24 protein-coding genes are annotated in these 26,393 nt (G+C 69.1%); 13 read left to right on the top strand and 11 right to left on the bottom strand.

Annotated elements, in window-relative coordinates; all coding sequences use genetic code 11:
* The first annotated feature begins 310 nt into the window (after positions 1–310).
* From ACZ5PP_RS04400 to ACZ5PP_RS04460, 13 genes are all read left to right on the top strand, one after another.
* Positions 311–847 carry a type II secretion system protein N gene (locus tag ACZ5PP_RS04400; protein ID WP_004321062.1) on the top strand — a complete coding sequence of 179 codons (537 nt, stop codon included), beginning with the start codon at positions 311–313 and terminating at the stop codon, positions 845–847.
* Entirely contained in the window at positions 844–3,030 is a 2,187-nt protein-coding gene (gspD, locus tag ACZ5PP_RS04405) for a type II secretion system secretin GspD (protein ID WP_464826797.1), read from the top strand. The genes ACZ5PP_RS04400 and gspD overlap by 4 nt, the downstream gene beginning before the upstream one ends.
* Positions 3,030–4,463 (top strand): type II secretion system ATPase GspE, encoded by a 1,434-nt coding sequence (gene gspE / locus ACZ5PP_RS04410; protein ID WP_464826798.1) that lies wholly within the window; start codon positions 3,030–3,032, stop codon positions 4,461–4,463. The genes gspD and gspE overlap by 1 nt, the downstream gene beginning before the upstream one ends.
* Before the next feature lie 10 nt (positions 4,464–4,473).
* Positions 4,474–5,706 (top strand): type II secretion system inner membrane protein GspF, encoded by a 1,233-nt coding sequence (gene gspF, locus ACZ5PP_RS04415; protein ID WP_464826799.1) that lies wholly within the window; start codon positions 4,474–4,476, stop codon positions 5,704–5,706.
* 4 nt (positions 5,707–5,710) lie between these two features.
* Positions 5,711–6,181: a type II secretion system major pseudopilin GspG gene (gspG, locus tag ACZ5PP_RS04420; protein ID WP_004330183.1), complete on the top strand. Its 471-nt coding sequence runs from the start codon at positions 5,711–5,713 to the stop codon at positions 6,179–6,181.
* A gap of 28 nt (positions 6,182–6,209) precedes the next feature.
* Entirely contained in the window at positions 6,210–6,779 is a 570-nt protein-coding gene (locus ACZ5PP_RS04425; RefSeq protein WP_464826800.1) for a prepilin-type N-terminal cleavage/methylation domain-containing protein, read from the top strand.
* Positions 6,776–7,186 (top strand): type II secretion system minor pseudopilin GspI, encoded by a 411-nt coding sequence (gene gspI / locus ACZ5PP_RS04430; RefSeq protein ID WP_464826801.1) that lies wholly within the window; start codon positions 6,776–6,778, stop codon positions 7,184–7,186. Before ACZ5PP_RS04425 ends, gspI begins: the two co-directional genes overlap by 4 nt.
* An 8-nt stretch (positions 7,187–7,194) precedes the next feature.
* On the top strand, positions 7,195–7,866 hold the full coding sequence (locus ACZ5PP_RS04435) for a type II secretion system protein GspJ (RefSeq protein ID WP_464826802.1): 672 nt from the start codon (positions 7,195–7,197) through the stop codon (positions 7,864–7,866).
* Positions 7,829–8,821 carry a type II secretion system minor pseudopilin GspK gene (gene gspK / locus ACZ5PP_RS04440; RefSeq protein WP_287470403.1) on the top strand — a complete coding sequence of 331 codons (993 nt, stop codon included), beginning with the start codon at positions 7,829–7,831 and terminating at the stop codon, positions 8,819–8,821. The genes ACZ5PP_RS04435 and gspK overlap by 38 nt, the downstream gene beginning before the upstream one ends.
* Positions 8,818–9,993 (top strand): type II secretion system protein GspL, encoded by a 1,176-nt coding sequence (gene gspL / locus ACZ5PP_RS04445; protein ID WP_464826803.1) that lies wholly within the window; start codon positions 8,818–8,820, stop codon positions 9,991–9,993. The genes gspK and gspL overlap by 4 nt, the downstream gene beginning before the upstream one ends.
* A gap of 114 nt (positions 9,994–10,107) precedes the next feature.
* Entirely contained in the window at positions 10,108–10,533 is a 426-nt protein-coding gene (gene gspM, locus ACZ5PP_RS04450; protein ID WP_464826804.1) for a type II secretion system protein GspM, read from the top strand.
* Positions 10,530–11,276, top strand: a complete 747-nt coding sequence (gene gspN, locus ACZ5PP_RS04455; protein ID WP_464826805.1) for a type II secretion system protein N — start codon at positions 10,530–10,532, stop codon at positions 11,274–11,276. The genes gspM and gspN overlap by 4 nt, the downstream gene beginning before the upstream one ends.
* Before the next feature lie 132 nt (positions 11,277–11,408).
* On the top strand, positions 11,409–13,454 hold the full coding sequence (locus ACZ5PP_RS04460; protein ID WP_464826806.1) for a PhoX family protein: 2,046 nt from the start codon (positions 11,409–11,411) through the stop codon (positions 13,452–13,454).
* A gap of 125 nt (positions 13,455–13,579) precedes the next feature.
* Here the strand turns inward: ACZ5PP_RS04460 and zapE are convergent, their stop codons facing one another.
* The 11 genes from zapE to ACZ5PP_RS04515 form a co-directional block, all read right to left on the bottom strand.
* Positions 13,580–14,695 (bottom strand): cell division protein ZapE, encoded by a 1,116-nt coding sequence (zapE, locus tag ACZ5PP_RS04465; protein ID WP_464826807.1) that lies wholly within the window; start codon positions 14,693–14,695, stop codon positions 13,580–13,582.
* 103 nt (positions 14,696–14,798) lie between these two features.
* A complete protein-coding gene (lpdA, locus tag ACZ5PP_RS04470) occupies positions 14,799–16,223 on the bottom strand; it encodes a dihydrolipoyl dehydrogenase (protein ID WP_004324186.1) in 1,425 nt (474 codons plus the stop codon).
* Positions 16,224–16,357: 134 nt separating this feature from the next.
* Positions 16,358–17,548 (bottom strand): 2-oxoglutarate dehydrogenase complex dihydrolipoyllysine-residue succinyltransferase, encoded by a 1,191-nt coding sequence (gene odhB / locus ACZ5PP_RS04475; protein WP_012585554.1) that lies wholly within the window; start codon positions 17,546–17,548, stop codon positions 16,358–16,360.
* A 23-nt stretch (positions 17,549–17,571) separates the two neighbouring features.
* On the bottom strand, positions 17,572–20,421 hold the full coding sequence (locus ACZ5PP_RS04480; protein ID WP_004303366.1) for a 2-oxoglutarate dehydrogenase E1 component: 2,850 nt from the start codon (positions 20,419–20,421) through the stop codon (positions 17,572–17,574).
* A 154-nt stretch (positions 20,422–20,575) separates the two neighbouring features.
* Positions 20,576–21,871: a citrate synthase gene (gltA, locus tag ACZ5PP_RS04485; RefSeq protein ID WP_004303363.1), complete on the bottom strand. Its 1,296-nt coding sequence runs from the start codon at positions 21,869–21,871 to the stop codon at positions 20,576–20,578.
* 64 nt (positions 21,872–21,935) lie between these two features.
* A complete protein-coding gene (locus ACZ5PP_RS04490; protein WP_464826808.1) occupies positions 21,936–22,172 on the bottom strand; it encodes an FAD assembly factor SdhE in 237 nt (78 codons plus the stop codon).
* Positions 22,173–22,187: 15 nt separating this feature from the next.
* Positions 22,188–22,898: a succinate dehydrogenase iron-sulfur subunit gene (locus ACZ5PP_RS04495; RefSeq protein WP_004303359.1), complete on the bottom strand. Its 711-nt coding sequence runs from the start codon at positions 22,896–22,898 to the stop codon at positions 22,188–22,190.
* A gap of 20 nt (positions 22,899–22,918) precedes the next feature.
* Positions 22,919–24,712, bottom strand: a complete 1,794-nt coding sequence (sdhA, locus tag ACZ5PP_RS04500) for a succinate dehydrogenase flavoprotein subunit (RefSeq protein WP_012585557.1) — start codon at positions 24,710–24,712, stop codon at positions 22,919–22,921.
* 2 nt (positions 24,713–24,714) lie between these two features.
* The gene (sdhD, locus tag ACZ5PP_RS04505; protein ID WP_004303354.1) at positions 24,715–25,065 is read right to left on the bottom strand and encodes a succinate dehydrogenase, hydrophobic membrane anchor protein; all 351 of its coding nucleotides are present in this window, start codon (positions 25,063–25,065) and stop codon (positions 24,715–24,717) included.
* Positions 25,059–25,448 carry a succinate dehydrogenase, cytochrome b556 subunit gene (sdhC, locus tag ACZ5PP_RS04510; RefSeq protein ID WP_012585559.1) on the bottom strand — a complete coding sequence of 130 codons (390 nt, stop codon included), beginning with the start codon at positions 25,446–25,448 and terminating at the stop codon, positions 25,059–25,061. The genes sdhD and sdhC overlap by 7 nt, the downstream gene beginning before the upstream one ends.
* A gap of 99 nt (positions 25,449–25,547) precedes the next feature.
* Positions 25,548–26,276 (bottom strand): GntR family transcriptional regulator, encoded by a 729-nt coding sequence (locus ACZ5PP_RS04515; RefSeq protein WP_004303350.1) that lies wholly within the window; start codon positions 26,274–26,276, stop codon positions 25,548–25,550.
* Positions 26,277–26,393: the final 117 nt, after the last annotated feature.

Here is a 26,393-nt window from a genome sequence, read left to right on the forward strand (position 1 = left end):
CCACGAGGCTCCACGGCCCGCTCGGGCGATCGCGGCACGCCCCGGGTCCGGTCGACGGCAACACCACTGCAACATCTCCAGCCGATAGTCCACAGCCTTTGCCAGCGACAGAACGGCGATCACCCCGAATGACCCCATGAGGGGACGGACGCCAGCCCACGCATGCGAACTGGCGCCTGCTTTCCCGAAAACGCGCATTCCGGTGGCGTCCCATGCCCTGCGCCGAACGACAGACGACCTGTCGCTGCGATCCCGTCGCGCGCGCCGGACATCGCGCCTGCGGTCTTCACCAGTGTCCCCGCTCCTGCCGATGCCGACGTATTCCCGCCGCCACACCGCCGCCCTCCGCTCCCTGCCGAACACCCTGCCCACGCTCGCCTGGCTGCTCGCGCTGACCTCTTGCGCCTGGGTGGCGGCGGAGCTGTTCTGGCAACTTGCGGCGCCCGCGCCGGTGGCTGCGGTTGCGCGCCACGAGACCGACGCCCGCAAGGTGGCCGCACGCATCGGCCTGCATGTGGGTCGTGCCGCACCGGTCGCCGACAAGGCCCCGATGCGCGCGGCAGGCCCGGATGCACGCTACACGGTCACCGGCATCGCCACCGGCTTCGGCGCCCTGCCCGGCTTCGCGATCCTGCAGGCCGAGGACGGCTCCAGCCTCAGCCTGAGCCCCGGCCAGGCCCTGCCCGATGGCCGCAGGCTCGTCCGCCTACTGCCCGAGGCCGCCGAATTCGAGCTCGATGGCCGCCGCAGCACGCTCGCCCTGCCCGCGCGCGCCAGCGAGCGCGGCGAGTCCTCCCGCCCACCCACGCCCGTCGCCGATGGCGGGCCCAGACGCGATCCCCGATGACCCGCCTTTCCACCCTCCGACCGCTTCCTCGTTCCTTCCCCGCGCGGGGCCGAGCCGTGTTGCGCAATGCGCTGCGCGCGCTCGCCATTGCCGCGCTCGGCCTCGGCTCGTGCCTCGTGCACGCCGCGGGCGAGCCGGTCGCGCTCAACTTCCAGAACGCCGAGATCGACTCGGTGATCCAGGCGATCGGGCGCATCTCGGGGCGCAACTTCCTCATCGATCCGCGCGTCAAGGGCAAGATCAACCTCATCACCAACACCCCGGTCGCGCCCGAGCTGACCTACCAGATCCTGCTCTCGGCGCTGCGCCTGCAGGGCTACGCGGCGATCGAGGAGTCGGGCCTGACCAAGCTGGTGCCCGAGGCCGACGCCAAGCTGCACGGCGTGCCAGTGGTCAGCAGTCGCCAGGGCGCGGCCGGGGCGCGCGGCGACCGTCTGGTGACCCAGGTCTTCGCGCTGCGCCACGAGTCGGCGGCGCACATGGTCAACGTGGTGCGCCCGCTGGTCTCGGCCAACAACGCCGTCACCGCCTTCCCGGGCAACAACACCCTGGTGGTGACCGACTACGCCGAGAACCTGCGCCGGCTCGCGAGCGTGATCGACTCGATCGACACCCCGCAGGGCGACGTCGCGGTGCTGCACCTGCAGCACGCGATGGCCAACGACCTCGCCCCGGTGCTCGTCCGCCTGCTCGCCGAGCAGCAGACCGGTGGCCAGAACGCGGGCGGGCTCGCACCGCCGCAGATCGTCGCCGAACCCAACAGCAACAGCCTGCTGGTGCGTGCCGACACGCCGAGCCGCCTGGCCGCGCTGCGCCAGCTCGTCACCGCGCTCGACCGTCCGGGCGCGGGCGGCGACATCCGCGTGGTGTATCTGCGCAACGCCGACGCCGTCCAGGTCGCCGCGACGCTTAATGCCGCGCTCGCCGGCGAGGGCGGCACGAGCGACGCTGCAGGCACGCAGCCGCTGTCGCGCAACAGCGGCGGCAGCAGTGGCTTCGGCACGGGCAGTTCCGCCCCGTCCGGAATGGGCGTCGCCAGCGCACCCCTGCGCGGCACCGGCTCCACCCCCGGCAGCGCGGCAGGCGGTCTTTCCTCCGCCACTCGCGGCGGCATGGTGCAGCCGGACGCGGTGAACAACGCGCTGATCATTACCGCGCCCGACGCGATCTACCGCAACCTGCGCGCGGTCATCGACCAGCTCGACCGCCGCCGCGCTCAGGTCTACATCGAGGCGCTGATCGCCGAGATCTCCACCGAGCGCGCCGCCGAGTTCGGCTTCCAGTGGGTCGCGGGCGCCTCGGCGGGCGAGGTCGGCGTGCTCGGCGCGCAGCTCTTCAACAGCGGCGGCGGCAACCTCGGCCAGCTCATCGCCGGCAGCGCCGACCGGACCAGGCTGACGCTGCCGAACAATGGCCTCAACCTGGTGGTGGGCGGCGGCAAGGTCAACGTGCCCGGCATCGGCGAAGTGCTCAGCCTGGGCGTGCTGGCCCGTTTCCTCGAGAACGAGGTCAGCGCCAACATCCTGTCCACACCCAACCTCATCACCCTCGACAACGAGGAGGCGCGCATCGTCGTCGGTCGCAACCTGCCCTTCGTGACCGGCCAGTACGCCAACACCGGCGGCGGCACCACGCCCGCCAACCCCTTCCAGACCATCGAGCGCCGCGATGTCGGCCTCACCCTGCACGTCAAGCCGCAGATCTCCGAGGGCGGCGCGATCCGCCTGCAGATCTACCAGGAGGCCTCGGCGGTGGTGGGCAGCGCCGAGAGCGCCGCCGCCGGCAACTCGGTGACCACCAAGCGCTCGATCGAGTCCATGGTGCTGGTGGACGACGGCGCCATCCTGGCCCTCGGCGGACTGGTCGAGGACAGCTACAGCGGCGGCGAGGAGAAGGTGCCGGTGCTCGGCGACCTGCCCTTCGCCGGCAACCTGTTCCGCTACGACACGCGCAAGCGCGCCAAGACCAACCTGGTGGTGTTCCTGCGCCCGGTGATCCTGCGCGACCGCGAAAGCTACGCCGCGCTCACCGACAGCCGCTACGACTACGTGATCGGCCGCCGCGACCAGCTGCCCTCGGGCGCCAATCTGCTGCGCGACCCGCCGCCGGGCGAGCCGGCGCCGGTGGTCGACCTCGCCTTCCGCCCCTTGCAGCCCGCCGCGACGCCGGCGGCCCCGCGCTGATGGGTTTCGAGCTGCCCTACGGCTTCGCGCGCGACCACGGCGTGCTGGTCGCGGCCCTCGGCGCCGAACACGCCGAGGTGCTGGTGCGCGAGGACGTTCGCCCGCAAGCGCTCGCCGAAGTACGCCGCAGCGTCGGCCTGCCACTGCGCCTGCAGCGCGTGCCGCGCGCGCTCTTCGACGCCCGCCTCGCCGAGGCCTACGGCGGCGCCGGCGGCAGTGCGGCGGAGATCGTCGCCGACGTCGGTCAGGAGGTCGACCTCGATCGCCTGATGACCGAGCTGCCCGCGGTCGAGGACCTGCTCGACACCCAGGACGACGCGCCGATCATCCGCCTGATCAACGCCTTGCTCACCCAGGCGGTGCGCGACGGCGCCTCGGACGTGCACATCGAGCCCTACGAGCGCGAGTCGGTGGTACGCCTGCGCCGCGACGGCGTGCTGCGCGACATCGCGCGTCCGCGCCGCGGCCTGCACGCGGCGATGGCCTCGCGCATCAAGATCATGGCGCAGCTCGACATCGCCGAGAAACGCCTGCCCCAGGACGGCCGCATCACCCTGCGCCTGGCCGGGCGGGCGGTCGATGTGCGCGTGTCCACCGTGCCCACCACCCACGGCGAACGCCTGGTGCTGCGCCTGCTCGACAAGCAGGCCGGGCAGATCGGGCTCGACGGCCTGGGCATGGCGCCCGACACCCGCGCCGTGTTCACCGACCTGTTCGCCCAGCCCCACGGCATCCTGCTCGTCACCGGCCCCACCGGCTCGGGCAAGACGACCACGCTGTACGCGGCGCTGCAGAGCCTGGATGCCGGCCGCCTCAACATCGTCACGGTCGAGGATCCGGTCGAATTCGATCTGCCCGGGGTCGGCCAGATCCCGGTCAACCCGCGCATCGAGCTCGACTTCGCGCGCGCGCTGCGCGCCATCCTGCGCCAGGACCCGGACGTGATCATGATCGGCGAGATCCGCGACCTCGAGACCGCGCAGATCGCCATCCAGGCCAGCCTCACCGGCCACCTCGTGCTCGCCACCCTGCACACCAACGACAGCGCGGCCGCGCTCACCCGCCTGGTGGACATGGGCATCGAGCCCTTCCTGCTCGCCTCCACCCTGCGCGGCGTGCTCGCCCAGCGCCTGGTGCGCAAGCTCTGTCCCGACTGCCGCCAGCCCGCCGCGCCCGCCAGCACGACGCGGGGCTGGGAAGCCGGCCAGTGCGCGCACTGCGGCCACAGCGGCTACCGCGGGCGTGCCGGCATCTACGAGCTGCTGGTGGTCGACGAGGGCCTGCGCCGCCTGATCCACGACGGCGCCGACGAGGACCGCCTGCGCGCCCACGCGCGCGCCGCCGGCATGCACAGCCTGCACGAGGACGGCCTGCGCCACGTCGCCAGCGGGCTGACCAGCGCCGCCGAGCTGCAGCGCGTGATCCGCGCCTGAGCCATTTGTCATGAGCGCCTTCCGCTATCGCGCCTTCGACCTCCAGGGCACGCCGAGCACCGGCGTGATCGAGGCCGACTCGGGCCGCGCCGCACGCAGCGCGCTGCGCGAGCGCGGCCTGCATCCGGTCGAGGTCATCGACCTCGGCCAGCAGGCCCGCGCTGCCGCCGATCGCCCGGGCTGGCTCGCACGCGTGCAGGCGCGCCGCCGCCTGCCGGTGAACGAGCTCGCGCTGCTGTCGCGCCAGTGGGCGACCCTGCTCGCCGCCGGGCTCACGGTCGAGCACGCGCTGTCGGCGCTGATCGAGCAGGCCGAGAGCGAGCGCGTGCACGACACCCTGGCGGCGATCCGCTCCGACGTCGTCTCCGGCCACAGCCTGCGCATCGCGCTCGACCGCCACAGCGGCGCCTTCCCGCCGATCTACCGCGCGGCGATCGCCGCCGGCGAGCAGTCCGGGGAGCTCGCCGCGGTGATGAACCAGCTCGCCGACCACCTCGAACACGGCGCCGACCTGCAGAGGAAGACGATGCAGGCGCTGATCTACCCGGCCCTCGTGGCGATGGTGGCGCTGCTGGTGGTGACCGGGCTGATGGTCTTCGTGGTGCCGCAGGTGGTGGGCGTGTTCGCGCACAGCAAGCAGGCCCTGCCGCTGCTCACCCGCATCATGATCGGGGTGTCGAACTTCATCCGCGACTGGGGCTGGCTCGCGCTCGCCGCGGGTGCCGCCGCCCTGCTCGGCGCGCTCGCGCTGTTGCGCGACGAGCGCATCCGCCACGCCTTCGACCGCCGCCTGCTCGCGCTGCCTGTGCTCGGCCGCCACCTGCGCAGCCTGGACGCCACCCGCTTCGCGAGCACGCTCGCCATCCTGGTCGGCAGCGGCGTACCGCTGCTCGCCGCGCTCGACGCCGCCGGCCGCGTGGTGCAGCGCCTGCCGATCCGCGCCGCGGTGCGCGAAGCCGCCGAGCAGGTGCGCGAAGGGCGGCCGCTGGCGCGCGCGCTCGCCGCCGGGCGCGCGTTTCCGCCGATGCTGATCCACATGGTGGCCAACGGCGAAGCCACCGGCCGCATCGACCAGCTGCTCGAGCGTGCCGCGCGCCTGCAGCAGCAGGAACTCGAAACCCGCACCGCCACCCTCACCAGCCTGCTCGAGCCGCTGCTGCTGCTGGTGATGGGGGCGGTGGTGCTGCTGATCGTGCTCGCGGTCATGCAGCCGATCATCGAAATCAACACCCTGATGAGGTAAGTCCATGCTGCAACGCTTCGTCCGCCCTGCCGGCCCCGCCATCCACACCCATCCCGGCCGCCGCCGCGCCCGCGGCTTCACGCTGATCGAGGTGATGGTCGTGATCGTGATCCTCGGCGTGCTCGCCGCCCTGGTCGTGCCGCGCATCATGAGCCGGCCCGACGAGGCGCGCGTGGTCGCGGCGCGCCAGGACATCGCCTCGCTGATGCAGGCGCTCAAGCTCTACAAGCTCGACAACCGACGCTACCCGAGCACCGAGCAGGGCCTGGGCGCGCTGGTCGCGCGCCCGACCGCGGCGCCCGCGCCCGAGAACTGGAAGGCCTACGTGGAGCGCCTGCCCGCCGACCCCTGGGGCCAGCCCTACCAGTACCTGGCGCCGGGCGTGCACGGCGAGGTCGATGTGTTCAGCTACGGCGCCGACGGCCGCCCGGGCGGCGAAGGCTTCGACGCCGACGTCGGCTCCTGGCAGCCCTGAGCGCCCCGCCCTTCGGCAACGCGAGCCCATGCAGCGCGGCTTCACCCTCGTCGAACTGCTGGTCGTGCTGGTGATCGTCGGCATCGCCGGCGGTGGCATCGCGCTCGCGCTCGACCGCGCCCAGGCCGACGACGGCGAGCACGAGGTCGAACGCCTGCGCCGCGCGCTCGAAGGCGCCGCCTATCGCGCCGAGCTGCGCGGCCGCGCGCTCGCGGTGGATTTCCTCCCCGACGGCTATCGCTTCAGTGAGCGCCAGCCCGACGGCGGCTGGAAGCGACTGGAGGCACCGCCGGAGTTCGCCCCGCGTGCCTTTGCCGGCGGCCTGCGCGTGGCCGCGCTGCGCGTGGGCCAGCGCGCGGGGCGGCAGGCGCTGCCGGCGGATTCGGGCGCAACGTCGCTCCCCGGCGCGGTCGCGCCCCCCGCGGGGGAGTCGCTCGCCGCCCCGGTCGCGGAAGGCGGGGGCGGGCGGAGGATCGTCTTCGGCACGCGCGCGCCGGCCTTCGAGCTGGAACTGGCCGAAGAGGGCATGCGCTACCGCATCGCCGGCCGCATCGACGGTCGTGTGGAGCGTCGGCCGGGCGCGGAGGCCGCACGATGACTCCGGCGCCGAATCGCAATCGGGCTCGCCCTCGCAACGCCGGACGCACGCGCGGCTTCACGCTGCTCGAGACTCTGGTCGCACTCGCGATCGTGGCAATCGCACTGGTGTCGGCATTGCGCGCGATGGGCGCGACCGCGCAGTCCACCGCAGCCCTGCGCGAGCACACCCTGGCGAGCTGGGTCGCGCAGAACCGCCTGGCAATGCACCGTGCCACTGCGGCCTGGCCGGAGATCGGCGAGTACAGCGGCGAAGCCGAGCAGGCGCGCATGAGGATGCGCTGGGAGGAGAAAGTGAGCGGCACGCCCAACGCACTGTTTCGGCGTATCGACGTGCGCGTGCTCGACGCGAGCGGCGGGCGCACCCTCGCCACCCTGAGCGGCTTCGCCGTGCGTCCGCTGCGCTGAACGAGCCGATGCAGCCGTACCGCACTCCCCCCCCTGCCCTCGCCGCTCGTCGCCGCTCCGCGCGCCGTCGGGGCGCCGGCCTGACCCTGATCGAGCTGATGGTGGCGATGGCCTTGCTCGGCGTGATCGGCGTGCTCACCTGGCGCGCCACCAGCCAACTGGTGGATGGGAGAGAGCGCATCGGCGCCGAGCTCGCGCGCTGGCAGGCGGTGATGCACGCGAGCGCACTGATCGAGCGCGAGCTGATGCAGATCGCCCCGCCGGAGCTCGCCGACGGCACCGGCGCGACCGCAGCCGCCACGGGCGCGGCGCTCCCCGCGCTCGAACTCGAGACCGAACCCGACGACCACCGCAGCCGGCTCGCGTGGACGGTGGTCGGCGGCGAGCAGGGCTTCGGTCGGATCGAACTCCTCCATCGGGATGGTCGCCTCGAAGCCCTCGTCTGGCCCGACCGCGAGGCGCGCGGCGAGGCGGTCCGGCTGCCGCTGCTCGATGGCGTCGCTGCCCTGCGCTGGCGCCTGATCGCGGCCGGCCAGCCGCACGCGCAGTGGCCCATCGCCGAGAGCCGAAGCCGCCGGCGCGGCCGCGTCGCGCTCGTCACGCCGCTGCCCGAGGGGGTCGAACTCACCCTGGAGCTCGCCGATGTCGGCCCGCTCACCCGCGTTTTCGCGCTGCGCTAGGCGGGCCGCGCAGCGCGGCGCCGCGGTGGTGCTCGCGCTGCTGACGGTCAGCTTCGCCGCCATGCTCGCCGCAGCCGCACTCGCCGATTTCGGCCACGGCCTGGCCATGCTCGGCGGCCGCCACGACCAGGCCCAGGCCTGGCAGCTCGGGCGCGCCGCGGTGGACTGGTCGCGCAACATCCTCGCCGACGATGCGCGCCGCACGTCCACCGATCATTTTGGGGAGATCTGGACCACCGCGATCCCCGTCACCGCGATCGGCAGCGATAGCGCCGACGGCAGCGTGGGCGGGGCGATCCACGACCTCTCCGGGCGCTTCAACCTCAACGACCTCGCGCCCGACGGCCGCCCCGACACGCAGGCGATCGCCCGTTTCACCCGCCTGCTCGGTCTGGTGGGGATGGATGACGCGAGCGCGAACGCGACTGCCCGCGCGCTCGCAGCCCACCTGCAGGGCGGGACCGCCGAGCTCGGCACGGCCCCTGCCGCGGCCCCCGGTACGGCCCCCGACGGGCGCAGCGGCGGCGAGACGAACGCGAACGCGGGTGGCGGACGCGCGCTGGTCGAGACACGCGAGCTCGTCCTGCTCGGGCTGGTTCCCGCCGCGACCTTCGCCGCGCTCGAGCCCCACGTCGTCGCCGCGCCGCCCGGGGCGCCGATCAACATCAACACCGCAAGCGCGGAAGTGCTCGCCGCAGTGCTCGACAGCCTGAGCCTGGACGTCGCGCGCAACCTGGTCGCAGCACGCGAGCGCGCCTGGTTCCGCAACCTCGGCGACCTCGAAGGACGCCTGCCCGAAGGTGCTGCCCTGCCCGCCGGCCGCGTGCTCGACGTACGCAGCCGCTACTTCCTCGTCACCATCAGCGCCGCCTACGGCGACGCCTTACTGAACCTGCAGGCCATGCTCGACCGCGAGTCGAACTGGCCCGCCATCCTCTGGTACCACACGCCATGACCACCACCCTGATGCTGCTCGCCGGCGAGCGCTGGCCACAGGACCCGGTCGCCGACTGGGTGCTGCTCGACGCCGCACGCCGGCCGCTCGACCACGGGCGCAGCGATCCGCGCCACTGGCCCGCAGCCGATCGCCACGAGATCGTCCTCGCCGGCAGCCGCGTGATCCGGCTCGAGCTCGAGCTGCCGCCGGCACCGAAGCGCGAGCAGCCGCAACTGATCCGCTACGCGCTCGAGAGCCATCTCGCGCGCGACCCCGACCTGCAGCATCTCACCGTCAGCGGCCGCGACCCGGCAAGCGCGCGCGTCGGCGTGCTCGTTGTCGCGCGCAGCGAGCTCGCCACCCTGGTCGCGACCTGCAAGGCCCTCGGGCGACCGCTCGACGCGGTACGCAGCGCGCTGCAGCTCGCCCCGCCCGCCTCCGGCGAGTGGACGCTGGCGCTGCTGCCCGGCGCGACCGCGGTGCTGCGAACCGGCCTGCAGGCGGGCATGGCGCTCGACGCCGACAGCACGGACACGCTCGCAGAATGGCTCGCGCTGCAGCTCGACGCGACGCCCGCCGAGGCGCGCCCCACCCGGCTGGAAGTGCGCTCGACCACCGGCACACCCATCCCCGAGACCCCTGCGCTTGCGGCGCGCATCGGGGTGGAGCTGCGCGAGGGTCCGACGCTGGATTGGTGGCGACTGGCGAACGACGCCGCCAACCTGTTGCACGGCGAGTTCGCGCCGGCGCATGGCGGCGACGGCTGGTGGCGGCAGCTGCGCCGGCCGGCGCTGCTCGCCGCGGGCGCGGCAGGCGCGTGGTTGCTGGTGCAGGCGGCACTGGTCGCAATCGATGGCGGCGAGGAGCGCGCGCTGCGCGAACGCGGCGAGCGCCTGGCCGCCGAGGCCCTGCCCGGCCAGCCCCTGCTCGAACCGCGCATGCAACTGCGCCGCGCGCACGAACGCGCACTGCAGGTGCATGGGCAGCTCGCCGCCGGCGACCTCTTGGCCTTGCTCGACGCCGCGCTCGAAGCCGGCGCGCCGCAACCGCAAGCACTGCGCTACGAGGATGGCCGGCTCACGCTGGAGTTGGCCAGTGCGCCGCCCGCCGACCTCCTCGTCCGCCTCGACGCGCGAGGCCTCGCGGCGCGCGCGGAGGGCAGCCGCCTGATCCTCGCCGCCCGCCCCTGAACGCCGATGACCGCCTCTTCGACCCCCGCCCTCGCTTCCGGCCGATCGCCGGCCCTCTCGCCGATTGCGCGCCTGCGCGCCTGGTATGCCGCATGCGCCCCGCGCGAGCGCCGCATGCTCGTGCTCGCCGTCGCAGTCGTGCTCGGCGGCGCCCTGATCTCCACGGCCGAGCAGCTCGCCGCCGAACGTGAACGGCTCGCACGCAGCTTGCCGGCGGCGCGCCTGGCCTACCTCGGCATGGAACAGGACAGCCTGGGCCTGGCCGCGCTGCGCGAGCGCCCCACGCCGACCGCGCCCCCGCTCGCGGCCCTGCCCGACTCGATCCGCGCCGCCGCCAGCGCACGCGGCATCGAGGCCGCGGCGCGGATCGCCGGCGATCGGGTGGAAGTCGGCGGCCGTGCCACCCTGCCTGCGCTCGTGGACTGGCTCGCCACCCTGCACGCCGAGCAGCGCCTGCGTCCGACGCGACTGGAGTTGCAAGCCGCCGGTACCGACGGGCTGGCGCGCTTCGACGCCATGTTCGAGGTGGGCGGACAGTGAAGTTCGCCACCGGCGCGGCCATCTTCGCCGCGAGCGTGGGGGCACTGCTCGTCGCAAGCGCGCCCGCGGTGCTGCTCGACGCAGCGCTCGATCATGCCAGCGCAGGGCGCTTCCGCCTGGTGCTGGCCGAGGGCACGCTGTGGAACGGCCAGGGACGTCTCGCAAGCGCGGACAGCAGCGCATCGCTGAGCCCGATCACCCGCCTGCGCTGGGCGTTCGAGCCCTCCGCGCTGGCGGGTGCGCGGCTACGCTGGCAGCTGACCATCGACGGCGGCGCCCCCGCCACGCTGGAGATCGATCCTGGCGGCGTCGCCCTGCAGCGCCTCGCGGTGCAGCTGCCGCCCGCCACCGCGCTCGCCGCAGTTCCCCATGCGATCGCGCGCGCCGGTTGGCGCGGCGTCCTCGAGCTGAACGTTCCCGCGCTCGCCTGCGGCTGGGGCGGACGCTGCGCGGGCACGCTGCAGGCGGAGTGGCGCGCCGGCGGCGTGGACATCCTGCCCGGCCAGGCGCTCGGCGACCATCGCATCGTCGCCGCGATCGCAGCGCCGGTGACGACGCTGGAGATCAGCGCCCTGCGCGGGCGCGCGCTCGCCGTGAATGGCAAGGTGGAACTCTCGGGCGGGCAGCGCCCGCGCGTCGATCTCGATGTCGGCGGCGATCCCCGGCTGCTTGGCCGCCTGGAAGGCATGCTCGCGGAGCTGCGCCCGACACGCGACGGCGAGCGCATGCGGATCCGTTTCTGAATCACCCCCCGCCGCACTCCGCCGCGTGCGCGGGATCGCCCTCGTCGAAGCGTAAGAAACCCTTCACGCCCGCGTAATCCGGCGCAGGAAAACTCGTGGCTTTTCCGACCCTGCATCCGGAGTGATGAAGCAATGAAGAAGCCCGATACGCTCGACGACCTTCCGACCAACCTCTCGGCCAACGAGCACTTCCAGTCCGTCGTGGAGCGTGCGGTCAGCCGCCGCGGGTTCCTGAAGAGCGGCCTGGGCCTCTCGGCCGTCACCTTCCTGTCGGGCTCGCTCGCTGCCTGTACCTCGGATGACGACACGCCCGTGGCCGGCACCCCGACCGCCGGGACGCCCCCTGCGCCTGCGCCTGCCGCGGGGCCGCTCCTCGGCTTCGCCGCCGTCGCCACATCGAGCGGCGATGCGATCGTCGTCCCCGCGGGCTATTCGGCGCAGATCTTCACTCCCTGGGGATCGCCGCTGTTCAGCGACTCCCCCGCATGGCGACCGGACGGCACCAACACCGGTGAAGAGCAGGCTCGCCAGGTCGGCGACAACCACGACGGGATGAGCTACTTCCCGATCGACGGATCGAACGAAGGCCTCCTGGTGATGAACCACGAGTACTGCAACTACGAGTATCTGTTCGGCGCCGAATTCATGACGCCGTGGACGGCGGACAAGGTCTCCAAGGCGCTCAACGCGCATGGGGTCTCGGTCCTCCACGTCAAGAAGAACGGCGCGGGGCGCTGGGAAGTCCACATCGGCTCGCCGTACAACCGCCGGATCACCGGCAAGACGCCGATGACGCTGACCGGCCCCGCCGCCGGCGACGCCCTCCTGCGCACCACGGCGGACCCCAGTGGCCTCAACGTCTTGGGAACGCTGAACAACTGCGCCAACGGCAAGACGCTGTGGAACACCTACCTGACCTGCGAAGAGAACTTCAACGGCTATTTCGCCACCGCAGCGAGCCCGGCACCGACGCGCAGCGCGGCCTTCGTCCGCTACGGCATCAGCGCCGGCGGTTCCGGCTACCGCTGGCACGAGCATGAGGACCGCTTCGACTACGCCAAGGAACCCAACGAGGCCAACCGCTTCGGCTGGGTCGTCGAGATCAATCCCTTCGAGCCCGGCTCCACGCCGAAGAAGCGCACCGCGCTCGGCCGCTTCAAGCATGAAAATGCCGAGATGAGGCTCGCCGCAGACAAGCGCGTGGTCGTCTACATGGGCGACGACCAGGCCAACGATTACCTCTACAAGTTCGTGTCCGATGGCGTTTTCGACGCAAGCCGTGGGCTTGCAAACGGCAACCTGCTCGACGCCGGCAAGCTGTATGTGGCCAAATTCGACGCCGGCGCGGCCAGCGGCGACTTCATGGGTGTGGGGGAATGGCTGCTGCTCGACAAGGCGGCCAACCCCACGCTGGCGGCAGACGCCCGCTTCGCCACCCAGGCCGAAGTCCTGATCCACGCCCGCCTCGCCGCCGACGCCGTCGGTGCGACCAAGATGGATCGCCCGGAGTGGATCACCACGCATCCGCAAACCGGCGAGGTCTATTGTGCCCTGACCAACAACTCCGGCAGGACCACGACGGACGAGGCGAACCCGCGCGCGCAGAACCGCTACGGACAGATCGTGCGCTGGCGCGAGGCCGGCGACGACGCCGCCGCGATGACTTTCGAGTGGGATCTCTTCGTGCTCGCAGGCAACCCGGTGGCTTACCCCGACCGCCAGGACCTGCGCTCCGGTTCCGCGAACGTATCCGCCGACAACACCTTCAACAGCCCCGACGGCATCGGCTTCGACGGCGCGGGCCGGCTGTGGATCCAGACCGACGGAAACTTCTCGAATAGCGGCGACTACGCGGGCCAGGGCAACAACCAGATGCTGGTTGCCGACCCCGAGAGCAAGGAGATCCGCCGCTTCCTGGTCGGACCTTCGGGCTGCGAGATCACCGGCCTTGCATTCTCCCCCGACTACCGGACCATGTTCATCAACGTGCAACATCCCGGCGAGGCCGGTTCGCATCCGCGCGCACCGGACGCGAGCATGCGCGGGAGCCTGTCGATGGACGAGTATCTTGCGCAGAACCCGCTCGCGTTCAGTCAGTGGCCCGAGGCCGGCGGCGGTCGCCCACGCTCGGCGACCGTCGTGATCACGAAGGATGACGGGGGCGTGGTCGGCTCCTGATCCCACGGCGGGACGAACAGGGCGGCGCGAGCGCTCGGGGGACACGCCCGAGCCGCCCTGGTTGTCCAAGGGCCGGACGCGCGCCCAAGCGACGCCCATCGCGGCGGACGGGCGCCGCGCCCCGACTATTCGGTGCGGTGCGGCTCGGCGAGGTAGTCGCGGGTGCGCATCTCGATCAGGCGGCTCACCGTGCGCACGAACTCGTGGGCGTTGTGGCCCTCGGTGTAGAGATCGTGGGCCTCGACCGCCGCGCTCATGATGAGCTTGACGCGGTGGTCGTAGAGCACGTCGATCAGCCAGGTGAAGCGGCGTGCCTCGGAGGCGTTGCCGACCAGCATCTTGGGCACGTTCGACAGGATCACCGTGTGGTGCTCGCGCGCGATCTCGAGGTAGTCGTTCTGCGAGCGCGGGCCGCCGCACAGGCTGGCGAAGTCGAACCAGATCACCCCCGGGGCCTGGCGCACCACGTCGATGTTGCGCCCGAGGATCTCGACGCTGCCGCCGCGGCCCTCGCTCGCGGCGAGGCGGCGGAAGTCCTCGGTCATCTTGCGCTTGGCCGCGTCGTCGTGTGGCACGAGGTAGATCTCCATCTTCTCGAGCGTGCGCAGGCGATAGTCGGTGCCGTGATCCACCTCGATGACGTCGAAGCGCTGCTTGATCTTCTCGATCGTGGGCAGGAAGTTGATGCGCATCAGGCCGTTGGGATAGAGGCCGTCGGGCGGATAGTTCGAGGTCATCACGAAGATCACGCCGCGGTCGAAGAGCGCGTCGAGTAGCCGCCCCAGGATCATCGCGTCGGCGATGTCGGAGACATGGAACTCGTCGAAGCACAGCAGCCGGGTGTGCTCGGAGATGCGGTCGGCGACCTTCTGCAGCGGATCGGGTGCGTTGTTGAACTTGCGCAGGTCGTTCTGCACCTCCTGCATGAAGGCGTGGAAGTGCACCCGGCGCTTGCGGCGATACGGCACCGAGTCGTAGAAGCAGTCCATCAGGAAGCTCTTGCCGCGCCCCACGCCACCCCAGAAGTAGACGCTGCGCGGCATCTTGGGCTTGTTCAGGAACTGCTTGATGCGGCTGCCCTGGCGCGCCGCCTTGAAGCCGACGAGCTCGGTGTACAGGCCCTGCAGGCGCTGTGCTGCGGCGCGCTGGGCGGGATCGGACTGGTAGCCGCGCGTCTTCAGCAGGGCTTCGTAGGCGTCGATCATCCCGTGCTGGGGAACGTTCAGGATGCGGTGAGGCATAGGAAATCGGTCAGGAGCGTTGATCGGAGGACTGCAGGTTAACGCAAAAAGGGGTGGGCGCAGGGAAGCCCCCGCACCTCACCCCTCACAGCTCACGCCTCGCTCAGAAGTGCAGCGGACGCTTGTCGCAGGCGAGCGCGGCCTCGTGCACCACTTCCGACAGGGTCGGGTGGGCGTGGCAGATGCGCGCCAGGTCTTCCGAGCAGCCGGCGAACTCCATCGCCACCACGGCTTCGGAGATCAGCTCCGACGCGTTGGCGCCGATGATGTGCACGCCGAGGATGCGGTCGGTAGTGGCGTCGGCCAGCATCTTGACGAAGCCGGTCGAGTCGCCCATGCCGAGCGCGCGGCCGTTTGCCAGGAAGGGGATCTTGCCGACCTTGTAGGCCACGCCGGCGGCCTTCAACTGCTGCTCGGTCTTGCCGACCCAGGCGATCTCGGGGCTGGTGTACAGCACCCAGGGCACGGTGTCGAAGTTGCAGTGGCCGGCCTGGCCCGCCATCAGCTCGGCGACCATGACCGCCTCTTCCATCGCCTTGTGCGCGAGCATCGGCCCGCGCACCACGTCGCCCACCGCCCACACGCCGGGCAGGTTGGTCTTGCAGTGGTCGTCCACCTCGATCTGGCCGCGCTCGTTGAGCTTGAGCCCGACGGCTTCGGCGTTGAGGCCCTGGGTGTTGGGCACGCGGCCGACGGAGACGATCAGGCGGTCGGCTTCGAGCTTCTGCTCGGCGCCGTCCTTGTCCTTGTAGGCGATGCTGACGCCCTTCTTGCCCACCTTGACCTCGCCGATGGTGACGCCGAGGCTGAACTTGAGGCCCTGCTTGGTGAAGACCTTGAGCGCTTCCTTGGCCACGTCCTGGTCGGCGAGCGAGAGGAACTCGGGCATGGCTTCGAGCACGGTGACCTCGGCACCGAGGCGACGCCACACCGAGCCCATCTCGAGGCCGATGACGCCGGCGCCGATGACGGCGAGCTTCTTCGGCACCGCGTCGAGGTCGAGCGCGCCGACGTTGTCGCAGACGATCTTGTTGTCGACCGGCACGCCCGGCAGGTGGCGCGGGGCCGAGCCGGTGGCGACGATGACCTGCTTGGCGGTGACGAGCTCTTCGCCGACCTGGACCTGCCAGCCGGCGTCGCCCTTGCCGACGAAGGCGCCGTGGCCGTTGAGCAGGGTGACCTTGTTCTTCTTGAACAGGCCCTTGATGCCGCCGGTGAGCTGGTCGACGATGCCCGACTTGCGGGCGATCATCTTGGGCACGTCGATCTTGGGCGTGCCGACGCTGATGCCCTGGCCTTCGAAGGCGTGGCCGGCTTCCTCGAACAGGTGCGAGGTGTGGAGCAGCGCCTTGGAGGGGATGCAGCCGACGTTCAGGCAGGTGCCGCCGAGGCGCGGCTCGCCCTTCGGGTCGGCGTAGGGATTGGATTCGCAGCAGGCGGTCTTGAAGCCGAGCTGCGCGGCACGGATCGCGGCGACGTAGCCGCCGGGGCCGCCGCCGATGACGAGGACGTCGAATTCTTTGGACATTGGGTTACCCGTGAGGAGTTGAGAGTCAGGAGTCGGGTGCGAACAGGCGCCCTGCGGGCGCCCAGGCAAGGCGAACCGCGAGGCATGGAGCGCTCACCGCTCCTTGCGCCTCGCGCCTCGCACCTTACGTCCGCTCACACATCCAGGATCAGGCGAGCCGGATCTTCCAGCGCTTCCTTCATCGTCACCAGGCCGAGCACCGCCTCGCGACCGTCGATGATGCGGTGGTCGTAGGACATGGCCAGATAGTTGATCGGACGAACCACGACCTGGCCGTTCTCGACCACGGCACGATCCTTGGTGGCGTGGATGCCGAGGATGGCCGACTGCGGCGGGTTGATGATCGGGGTCGACATCATCGAGCCGAACACGCCGCCGTTGGAGATCGAGAAGGTGCCGCCGGAGAGGTCGTCGAGCGAGAGCTTGCCGTCCTTGGCCTTCTGGCCGAACTCGGCGATCTTCAGTTCGATCTCGGCAATCGACATGGTCTCGGCGTTGCGCAGGATCGGCACCACCAGGCCGCGCGGCGAGCCGACCGCGATGCCGATGTCGATGTAGCCGTGGTAGACGATGTCGTTGCCATCGACCGAGGCGTTCAGGATCGGGAACTTCTTCAGCGCGGCCACGGCCGCCTTGACGAAGAAGCCCATGAAACCGAGACGGACACCGTGCGCCTTCTCGAACTTGTCGCCGTACTGCTTGCGCAGGGCCATGACGGGCGCCATGTTGACCTCGTTGAACGTGGTCAGGATGGCGTTCTCGTTCTTCGACTGGATCAGGCGCTCGGCGATGCGGGCACGCAGGCGGGTCATCGGCACGCGCTCTTCAGGACGGTCGCCGGTGAGCTGCACCGCGGCCGACGCCGCGGCTGCGGCGGCCTTGGGCTGGGCGGCGACGGCATCTTCCTTGGTCACGCGACCGCCACGGCCGGAGCCGGCGACGTCGCCGGCGGCGATGCCCTTCTCGTCGAGGATCTTGCGCGCGGCCGGGCTGGCGGCGCCGGCGGCACCGGACGCCGCCGCAGCGGCGGCGGGTGCGGCCGCAGCCGGGGCTGCGGCCGGAGCCGCGGCGGCGGCGGCGGCCTTGGCTTCGGTGTCGATCTGGGCGATCAGCTCACCCGAGGTCACGGTGTCGCCACCCTGCTTGATGATCTTCACCAGAACACCGTCGGCCGGGGCCGGGGTCTCGAGCACGACCTTGTCGGTCTCGATGTCGATCAGGTTCTCGTCGCGCGCGACCGCGTCGCCTTCCTTCTTGTGCCAGGTGACCAGCGTGGCTTCGGAAACCGACTCGGACAGCTGCGGTACTTTGACTTCGATCAGCATGGATTTCTCTCCCTAGGTATTTTTCAGTGCGGGGACTGCGGCGTGGTGTCCTGGATCGGACCGAAGGCGTTTTCGAGGACCGCCTTTTGTTGCGCGTTGTGCTTGGCGTAGTAGCCGACCGCGGGCGAGGCGGCGGCCGGGCGGCTCACCAGCAGCAGACGGCGCTTGGTGCCGAGCACGTTGACCAGGTGCTGGCGCGAGGCGAGCCAGTACCACGCGCCCTGGTTGCGCGGCTCTTCCTGGGCCCAGACGATCTCCTTGGCGTTCGGGAACTGCTCGATCGCCTTGGCGAAGGCCTCGGTCGGGAACGGATAGAGCTGCTCGATGCGGACCAGCGCGGTGTCGGTGATCTTGTTCTCGCGGCGATGGGCGAGGAGCTCGTAATAGATCTTGCCCTGGCACAGAACCACGCGCTTGACCTTCTTGGCGTCGAGCTTCTCGACCTCGGGGATCACCGTCTGGAAGCTGCCGTTGGCCAGTTCCTCGATCGAGGAAATCGCCTCCTTGTGACGCAGCAGCGACTTCGGCGTGATGATGATCAGCGGCTTGCGCACCTTGCGGATCGCCTGGCGGCGCAGCAGGTGGAAGATCTGCGCCGGGGTGGTCGGCACGCAGATCTGCCAGTTGTGCTCGGCAGCGTTGTTCATGTAGCGCTCGAGACGGGCGGACGAGTGCTCGGGGCCCTGGCCCTCGTAGCCGTGCGGCAGCATCAGCGTGAGACCGCACAGGCGACCCCACTTGGCCTCGCCCGAGCTGATGAACTGGTCGAGCACCACCTGGGCGCCGTTGACGAAGTCGCCGAACTGGGCCTCCCAGATCACGAGCTCGTTGGGCTCGGTCGTGGCGTAGCCGTATTCGAAGGCGAGCACGCCTTCCTCCGACAGCACCGAGTCGTAGCTCTGGAAGCGGGCCTGGCCGTCCTGGATGTGGTCGAGCGGCTTGTAGATGCCCTCGTCCCAGCGCTCGCGCTTCTGGTCGTGCAGAACGGCGTGGCGGTGGAAGAAGGTGCCGCGGCCGACGTCCTCGCCGGAGAGGCGCACGCCGTAACCCTGCGCCAGCAGGCTGGCGTAGGCCAGGTTCTCGCCCATGCCCCAGTCGAAGGGCGCTTCGCCACGCCCCATCGCGGCGCGGTCGTCGATGATCTTCTTGACGCGCGAGTGCAGCGTGAAGTTCGCCGGGATGGTACTCAGGCGCTCGGACAGGCGCTTGATCTCCTGCACCGGCACCGTGGTGTCGCACTCGTCGGTGTAGGGCTGCTTGATGTAGGGCGTCCAGTCCGCGGCGAACTGGCGGTTGTGGCCGGAGAGCACCGGGTTGTAGAGCAGCTGGCCCTTGTCGAGATGCTCGCGGTACTCGGCGATCATCTGGTCGGGCTCCTCGGCCTTCAGGGTGCCCTCGGCGACCAGGCGCTCGGCGTAGAGCTTGCGGGTGCCGGGGTGCTTCTGGATGGTGCGGTACATCAACGGCTGCGTCACCATCGGCTCGTCCTGCTCGTTGTGGCCGAGCTTGCGGAAGCAGATGATGTCGACCACGACGTCCTTCTTGAACTCCTGGCGGAATTCGACCGCCAGCGCGGTGACCAGGGCCACGGCCTCGGGATCGTCGCCATTGACGTGGAAGATCGGCGCCTCGACCATCTTGAAGATGTCGGTGCAGTAAAGCGAGGAACGGTAGTCGCGCGGGTCGGACGTGGTGAAGCCGATCTGGTTGTTGACGACCAGGTGCACCGTGCCGCCCGTGCCGTAGCCGCGAGTCTGCGAGAAGTTGAGCATTTCCTGGTTAACGCCCTGGCCGGCCACGGCGGCGTCGCCGTGGATCAGCACCGGCAGCACCTGCTTCTTGTCGGCGTCGCCGCGACGGACCTGGCGGGCATACACCGAGCCCTCGACCACCGGGTTGATGATCTCGAGGTGCGAGGGGTTGAACGCGAGCGTCAGGTGCATCGGGCCGCCCGGGGTCATCACGTCGCTCGAGAAGCCCATGTGGTACTTCACGTCGCCGGCGGTGAGGTCGGCCGCGGCCTTGCCCTCGAACTCCGAGAACAGCATCGAGGGCGACTTGCCCAGGGTGTTGACGAGCACGTTGAGGCGGCCGCGGTGGGCCATGCCGATCACGCTTTCCTGCACACCCAGGCTGCCGGCGACGCGGATCAGTTCGTCCATCGCGACGATGGCCGACTCGCCGCCTTCGAGCGAGAAGCGCTTCTGGCCGACGTAGCGGGTGTGCAGATAGCGCTCCAGGGTCTCGGCCGCGGTGGTGCGCTCGAGGATGCGCTTCTTCATCTCCGCCGAGAACTTCGGCGTGCCGCGCAGGCTCTCGAGGCGGCTTTGGATCCAGCGCTTCTGACCGATGTCGGTCATGTACATGTACTCGGCGCCGATCGAGCCGCAGTAGGTCTGGCGCAGCGCCTCGAGGATCTCGCGCAGGGTGGCGCGCTCGGTGCTGAAGCCGTGGAAGGAGCCGACGTTGAAGCTCTTGGAGAGATCGGCTTCGGTGAAGCCGTAATAGGACGGCTCGAGCTCGGCGATCTGCGGGCGCTCGGTGCGCTTGAGCGGATCGAGGTTGGCCCAGCGGTTGCCGAGGAAGCGGTAGGCGTTGATCAGTTGCAGCACGGAGACCTGCTGCTTGTCCTCGCCGGCGGTGACGATGGTGCGCACCGGGCCGCGCTTGGCCATCTGCTCGAAGGCGGCAATGACCGGACCATGAGGCACGTCGCGCGCGGCAGCGCCGACCTGAGCCTGCAGCTTGTCGAAATATTCGCGCCACTCGGCGGACACCGAGGCCGGATCGGCGAGGTAGTTTTCGTACTGCTCTTCGATGAACGGCGCGTTCGAGCCGAACAAGTGCGAAGTCTGTTCGAGTTGCTTCATCATGGGATAAGCACCTGTGGTGTTCTGTTGCCCTGTTTTCGGGTGCGGGAGTGCAGCCGACGCGTCGACGCCGATGGAAAAACGGGATGGCCGCGCACGCGCAACCACCCCGTCACCGTCAGTCGCGGCGGATCCTGCAACCCCTCTTCATCGTCTCTTACGGACGCTGCGCGAGCGCCGGCACGTCACGACGCGCGGTGCCGACGTAGAGCTGGCGCGGACGGCCGATCTTGTACTCCGGATCGGTGATCATCTCTTCCCACTGCGTGATCCAGCCCACGGTGCGGGCGAGCGCGAAGATGCAGGTAAACATCGAGGTCGGGATGCCGAGCGCCTTCTGCACGATGCCCGAGTAGAAGTCGACGTTCGGGTAGAGCTTCTTCTCCACGAAGTACGGGTCTTCCAGCGCGATCCTCTCGAGCTCCATCGCCAGCTTGAAGAGTCGGTCGTTCTCGAGGCCGAGTTCGGTCAGCACTTCGTTGCAGACCTTCTGCATCAGCTTCGCGCGCGGGTCGAAGTTCTTGTAGACACGGTGACCGAAGCCCATCAGCTTGAAGCTGTCGTTCTTGTCCTTGGCACGCGCGATGTACTCGCCCACGCGAGACACATCCCCGATCTCTTCCAGCATGTTCAGGCAGGCTTCGTTCGCGCCGCCGTGCGCCGGGCCCCACAGGCAGGCGATGCCCGCCGAGATGCAGGCGAAGGGGTTCGCACCCGAGGAGCCGGCGAGGCGGACGGTCGAGGTCGAGGCGTTCTGCTCGTGGTCCGCGTGCAGCGTGAAGATCACGTCGAGCGCACGCACCAGCACCGGGTTCGGCTCGTACTTCTCGCACGGGGTGCCGAACATCATGTGCATGAAGTTCGCGGTGTAGTCGAGGTCGTTGCGCGGGTACATGAAGGGCTCGCCCTTGTTGTACTTGTAGGCCATCGCGACGATCGTCGGCAGCTTGGCGATCAGGCGGTTGATCGACACGCTGCGGTGCTCGGCGTCGGAGAAGTCCATCGCGTCGTGGTAGAAGGCGGAAAGCGCGCCGACCACACCGACCATGACCGCCATCGGATGCGCATCGCGACGGAAGCCAGAGTAGAACTTCGTCATCTGGTCGTGCAGCATCGTGTGGTTCTTGATGGTGTTCTCGAACGTGGTCTTCTGCGAAGCGTTCGGGAGGTCACCGTTCTTCAGGAGGTAGGCGACCTCCAGGAAGTTGCACTTCTCGGCGAGTTGTTCGATCGGGTAGCCGCGGTACAGCAGCTCACCCTTGTCACCGTCGATGAAGGTGATCTTCGACTTGCAACTCGCAGTCGACAGGAAGCCGGAGTCGTAGGTGAAGAGGCCGGTCTTGCCGCCCAGGGTACGGATGTCGATGACGTCCTGGCCGTGGGTGCCGGTCATGACCGGGAATTCGACGGTCTTGCCATCGACGGTAAGGGTTGCAGTGCGTTCAGTGCTCATAGATCGTCCCTTCTACTTGCCGGTTTAACTGCCTTTGGTCTCTTGTAGGACCGATACTGCTGCGTCAGCCCTGACGCAGCAGTCCGATCATCTCCTTCCAGCGGTAGTTCTCGCATGCCTTGCTGCCATTGACCCACGCCCAGATGTCATAGTCGTCGCAGCGCAGCAGGTCGTCCAGATCCGCCAGCTGATCGTCGGTGAGACGATCGAAATGCCGCTCTAGAAAGCGCGTGAACACCAGGTCGAGCTCGAGCAGCGCCCTCCGGCACTGCCAGCGCACGCGCCCCCTGTTGATGGTCATCGACTGAGCCCGCCCTTAGATCGCACGGCGGACCATCATGTCCTTGATCTTGCCGATCGCGCGGGTCGGGTTGAGACCCTTCGGACAGACATCGACGCAGTTCATGATGGAGTGGCAGCGGAACAGGCGATACGGATCCTCGAGGTTGTCGAGGCGCGCACCGGTGTCCTGGTCGCGGGTGTCGGCGAGGAAGCGGTAGGCCGCAAGCAGGCCGGCGGGGCCGACGAACTTGTCGGGGTTCCACCAGAACGACGGGCAGGACGTGGAGCAGCACGCGCACAGGATGCACTCGTAGAGCCCGTTGAGCTCCTCGCGATCCTCCGGCGACTGCAGGCGCTCGCGCTCGGGAGGAGGATCGTTGTTCACCAGGTAGGGCTTGATCGAGTGGTACTGCTTGAAGAACTGGGTCATGTCCACGATCAGGTCGCGGATGACCGGCAGGCCAGGCAGCGGACGCAGCGTGATCGGCTGCTGCAGGCTGTCAACGTCGGTCAGGCAGGCCAGGCCGTTCTTGCCGTTGATGTTCATCGCGTCGGAACCGCACACGCCCTCGCGGCAGGAACGACGGAAGGACATCGAGTCATCCTTGGCGCGCAGGCGGACCAGCGCGTCGAGCAGCTTCTTGTCGGACGGCTCGAGCTCGACCGAGATGTCCTGCATGTAGGGCTTCTCGTCCTTGTCCGGATCGTAGCGGTAGATCTTGAAATGAACGGTACGCTTGCTCATGAATTTTTTCTCCCGGACGCTCAATAGGTACGCTTGGCGAGCGCGATCGGCTCGACGTCGTCGGACAGCGGCTTCAGGTTCACCGGCTTGTAATCGAGGCGATTGCCTTCCGAATACCAGAGGGTGTGCTTGAGCCAGTTGGCGTCGTCGCGGCCGTTGGGGTTCTCCGCCGTATCCGGCGCGTCGTCGCGCACGTGGGCGCCACGCGATTCCTTGCGGGCCTCGGCCGAGACCATGGTGGCGCGCGCGACCTCGATCAGGTTGTCGAGCTCGAGCGCTTCCATGCGGGCGACGTTCCAGACCTTGGACTTGTCTGCGATCTGGGTGCGCTTGGCACGCTCGGCGACCTCGCCGATCTTCTGCACGCCTTCCTTGAGCAGGTTGTCGAAGCGGAACACGCCGGCGTGCTTCTGCATCGTGCGACGCATCTCGAGGCCGACGTCGAACACGCTCTCGCCGTTGGTCTGGCCGTCGAGGCGGGCCAGGCGGGCGAGCGAGACGTCGGCAGCGTCGGCCGGCAGCGGCTTGAGCTTGAGCTGGCCGGACTGGAAGTCCTCGACCACGGTCTCGCCCGCCGACTTGCCGAACACCAGCAGGTCGAGCAGCGAGTTGGTGCCGAGGCGGTTGGCGCCGTGCACCGAGGCGCAGGCGCACTCGCCCGCGGCGTAGAAGCCGGCCACCGGGCTGTTCGGGTTGCCGTCCTTCGGCACCACGACCTGGCCCTTGTAGTTGGTCGGGATGCCGCCCATCTGGTAGTGGCAGGTCGGCACGACCGGGATCGGCGCCTTGATCGGGTCGACGCCGGCGAACTGGATCGCGATCTCGCGGATGCCGGGCAGGCGCTTCATGATAGTGTCGGGCGCAAGGTGCGTGATGTCGAGCAGCACGTGATCCTTGTCGGGACCGCAGCCACGACCTTCGTTGATCTCGGTGGTCATCGCGCGCGAAACCACGTCGCGCGAGGCGAGATCCTTGAGGTTGGGCGCGTAGCGCTCCATGAAGCGCTCGCCCTGGGCGTTGCGCAGGATGCCGCCCTCGCCGCGCACGCCTTCGGTGATGAGCACGCCCGCGCCGGCAACGCCGGTGGGGTGGAACTGCCAGAACTCCATGTCCTCGAGCGGGATGCCGGCACGCGCCGCCATGCCCACGCCGTCGCCGGTGTTGATGAAGGCGTTGGTCGAGGAATAGTAGATGCGGCCGGCACCGCCGGTGGCGAAGATGGTGGCCTTGGCGTGGAAGATCGAGACCTCGCCGGTCTCCATTTCCATCGCGGTGACGCCGAGCACGTCGCCATCGGCGTCGCGGATCAGGTCGAGCGCCATCCATTCGACGAAGAACTGGGTGTTGGCGCGCACGTTGCGCTGGTAGAGCGCGTGCAGCATGGCGTGGCCGGTACGGTCGGCCGCCGCGCAGGAGCGCATCACCGGCGCCTGGCCGTAGTTCATCGAGTGGCCGCCGAACGGACGCTGGTAGATCTTGCCGTTGTCGGTGCGGTCGAAGGGCATGCCGTAGTGCTCGAGCTCGATGACGACCTCGTTGGCCTTCTTGCACATGAACTCGATGGCATCCTGGTCGCCCAGCCAGTCCGACCCCTTGACGGTGTCGTACATGTGCCAGTGCCAGTTGTCCTCGGTCGAGTTGCCCAGCGAGGCGGCGACGCCGCCCTGCGCCGCAACGGTGTGCGAGCGGGTCGGGAACACCTTGGTCAGCACGGCGGTCTTGAGGCCGGCTTCGGAGAGTTGCAGGGCCGCGCGCAGGCCGGCACCGCCGGCGCCCACGATGACCGCATCAAAGGTACGCTTCGCGACGTTCACGCTTAAAGCCTCCACAGGATCTGGGCTGCCCAGCCGGCATAGCCGACGAGCACGAAAATGGTGACCAGGTGCAGCGCGAGGCGCACACCGTTCGGCTTGATGTAGTCCATCCAGAGATCGCGGATGCCGATCCAGGCGTGATAGAAGACCGACAGGAAGAACAGGAAGCTGAGGAACTTGAACAAGCCGTGCGAGAACAGGCCGGACCATTCCTGATAGTTGAGCTCGCGCAGGCTGAACGCACAGAGCGCGAAGATGATGGTGTAGGCCGCCATGTAGACGGCGGTGGCGCGTTGCGCGATCCAGTCCTTCAGACCGTAGTGCGCGCCGACGACGGTACGCTGTTTCACCATAGGACCACCCCGATGATCAAGGTGAGCGTAAGGCTCACGATCAGAACGATTTTGGAGGACTTGCGTGCTTCCTCGAGCTCCAGACCCTTGTGCAGGTCGAGCAGCAGGAAGCGGATGCCGGCACAGAAGTGATGCAGGTAGGCCCACAGCAGACCGAACAGGACGAGCTTGATGAACCAGTTGTCGACCACCGCGGCGAAGGTCTCGAAGGTCTCCGGAGAGCCGAGGCTGCGATCGAGCAGGTACAACAGGAAAGGCAACATCAGGAAGATGCCGACGCCGCTGATGCGGTGAAGGATCGAGACGATGCCCGGCAACGGCAGCCGGATCTCGTTGAGGGCCAGGTACTTCGGCCTTGGTTTGCGCGCTGTTACTTCTGACATGAAGACTCCCCTCTGCATGTGCGACGACCCCCGTCGCGGACTCCGAAAAAAGACGGAAAATTATAGCGCCGGTCCCGGCCTGCAGCCCATGCGCGCCCCTCAATTCAGCTCATTCAGATAAAAATGTTCCGCCGTCGAATACAGCCCGCGACGCCACTCCACGGGCCGATCGCCATAGGTGTACGTGACACGCTCGACCGACAGCAGCGGCGTGCCTTCCTGGACGCCGAGCGCCTCGGCGGCGCCACGGTCGGCGGCGACCGCGCGGATGCGCTCCTGGGCGCGGATCATGCGCACGCCGAAGCGGGTCTCGAAGAGACTGTAGAGCGAACCGTTCCAGCCCTGCAGGGTCTCGGCGCTGAGTCCCTGGAACACCTCGCCGGGCAGATAGATCTCGTCGATGACGACGGGTCGGGCGGCAAACTTCAACAAGCGGCGGACGATGATGATCGGGGCGCCGGGCTCGATCGCGAGCATGCGCGAAGCCTCCTGCCCGGCCTTCGCACGCCAGCAATCCAGCGGTATGCTCTGCGGAGGCGAGAGGTCACCATCCACCGGCACGAGGCGGAGGAAACGGAAGAGCGCGCGCGGATCGTTGTGAGAGGCCACGAAGGTGCCCTTCCCCTGCTTGCGCACGAGCAGGTTGTCGGCTGCCATCTCGTCGATAGCCTTGCGCACGGTGCCCTGCGACACGTTGAAGCGCGCGGCGAGTTCCTGCTCGCTCGGAATGGCCTGGCCGGGACGCCATTCCCCAGCCTCAAGTGCCTGAAGGATCAGGGCCTTGATCTGGCGATAGAGCGGACTGAAGGTAGGCGACTCCTGCGACATGCGCGCATTGGAGCATAAATTTTCGCAAACGTCTATCTTTGGTCTTGTGTCTTATATAAGATATAAGATGGCATTTGACAGGCATTCAAGCCCGGTCTAGTATGCCGGCGCCCAGCT

It is taken from the genome of Thauera sp. DNT-1 (genome assembly GCF_055393985.1).

Coding starts and splice junctions, on each gene's coding strand:
- gspL (WP_464826803.1), top strand. CDS start 8,818: ATGACCACCACCCTGATGCTGCTCGCCGGCGAGCGCTGGCCACAGGAC.
- sdhD (WP_004303354.1), bottom strand. CDS start 25,065: ATGGTGAAACAGCGTACCGTCGTCGGCGCGCACTACGGTCTGAAGGAC.
- sdhC (WP_012585559.1), bottom strand. CDS start 25,448: ATGTCAGAAGTAACAGCGCGCAAACCAAGGCCGAAGTACCTGGCCCTC.
- ACZ5PP_RS04435 (WP_464826802.1), top strand. CDS start 7,195: ATGCAGCCGTACCGCACTCCCCCCCCTGCCCTCGCCGCTCGTCGCCGC.
- ACZ5PP_RS04425 (WP_464826800.1), top strand. CDS start 6,210: ATGCAGCGCGGCTTCACCCTCGTCGAACTGCTGGTCGTGCTGGTGATC.
- gspD (WP_464826797.1), top strand. CDS start 844: ATGACCCGCCTTTCCACCCTCCGACCGCTTCCTCGTTCCTTCCCCGCG.
- ACZ5PP_RS04400 (WP_004321062.1), top strand. CDS start 311: ATGCCGACGTATTCCCGCCGCCACACCGCCGCCCTCCGCTCCCTGCCG.
- ACZ5PP_RS04490 (WP_464826808.1), bottom strand. CDS start 22,172: ATGACCATCAACAGGGGGCGCGTGCGCTGGCAGTGCCGGAGGGCGCTG.
- gltA (WP_004303363.1), bottom strand. CDS start 21,871: ATGAGCACTGAACGCACTGCAACCCTTACCGTCGATGGCAAGACCGTC.
- gspF (WP_464826799.1), top strand. CDS start 4,474: ATGAGCGCCTTCCGCTATCGCGCCTTCGACCTCCAGGGCACGCCGAGC.
- ACZ5PP_RS04480 (WP_004303366.1), bottom strand. CDS start 20,421: ATGATGAAGCAACTCGAACAGACTTCGCACTTGTTCGGCTCGAACGCG.
- zapE (WP_464826807.1), bottom strand. CDS start 14,695: ATGCCTCACCGCATCCTGAACGTTCCCCAGCACGGGATGATCGACGCC.
- gspK (WP_287470403.1), top strand. CDS start 7,829: ATGTCGGCCCGCTCACCCGCGTTTTCGCGCTGCGCTAGGCGGGCCGCG.
- gspE (WP_464826798.1), top strand. CDS start 3,030: ATGGGTTTCGAGCTGCCCTACGGCTTCGCGCGCGACCACGGCGTGCTG.
- odhB (WP_012585554.1), bottom strand. CDS start 17,548: ATGCTGATCGAAGTCAAAGTACCGCAGCTGTCCGAGTCGGTTTCCGAA.
- gspG (WP_004330183.1), top strand. CDS start 5,711: ATGCTGCAACGCTTCGTCCGCCCTGCCGGCCCCGCCATCCACACCCAT.
- gspI (WP_464826801.1), top strand. CDS start 6,776: ATGACTCCGGCGCCGAATCGCAATCGGGCTCGCCCTCGCAACGCCGGA.
- ACZ5PP_RS04495 (WP_004303359.1), bottom strand. CDS start 22,898: ATGAGCAAGCGTACCGTTCATTTCAAGATCTACCGCTACGATCCGGAC.
- ACZ5PP_RS04460 (WP_464826806.1), top strand. CDS start 11,409: ATGAAGAAGCCCGATACGCTCGACGACCTTCCGACCAACCTCTCGGCC.
- ACZ5PP_RS04515 (WP_004303350.1), bottom strand. CDS start 26,276: ATGTCGCAGGAGTCGCCTACCTTCAGTCCGCTCTATCGCCAGATCAAG.
- lpdA (WP_004324186.1), bottom strand. CDS start 16,223: ATGTCCAAAGAATTCGACGTCCTCGTCATCGGCGGCGGCCCCGGCGGC.
- gspM (WP_464826804.1), top strand. CDS start 10,108: ATGCTCGTGCTCGCCGTCGCAGTCGTGCTCGGCGGCGCCCTGATCTCC.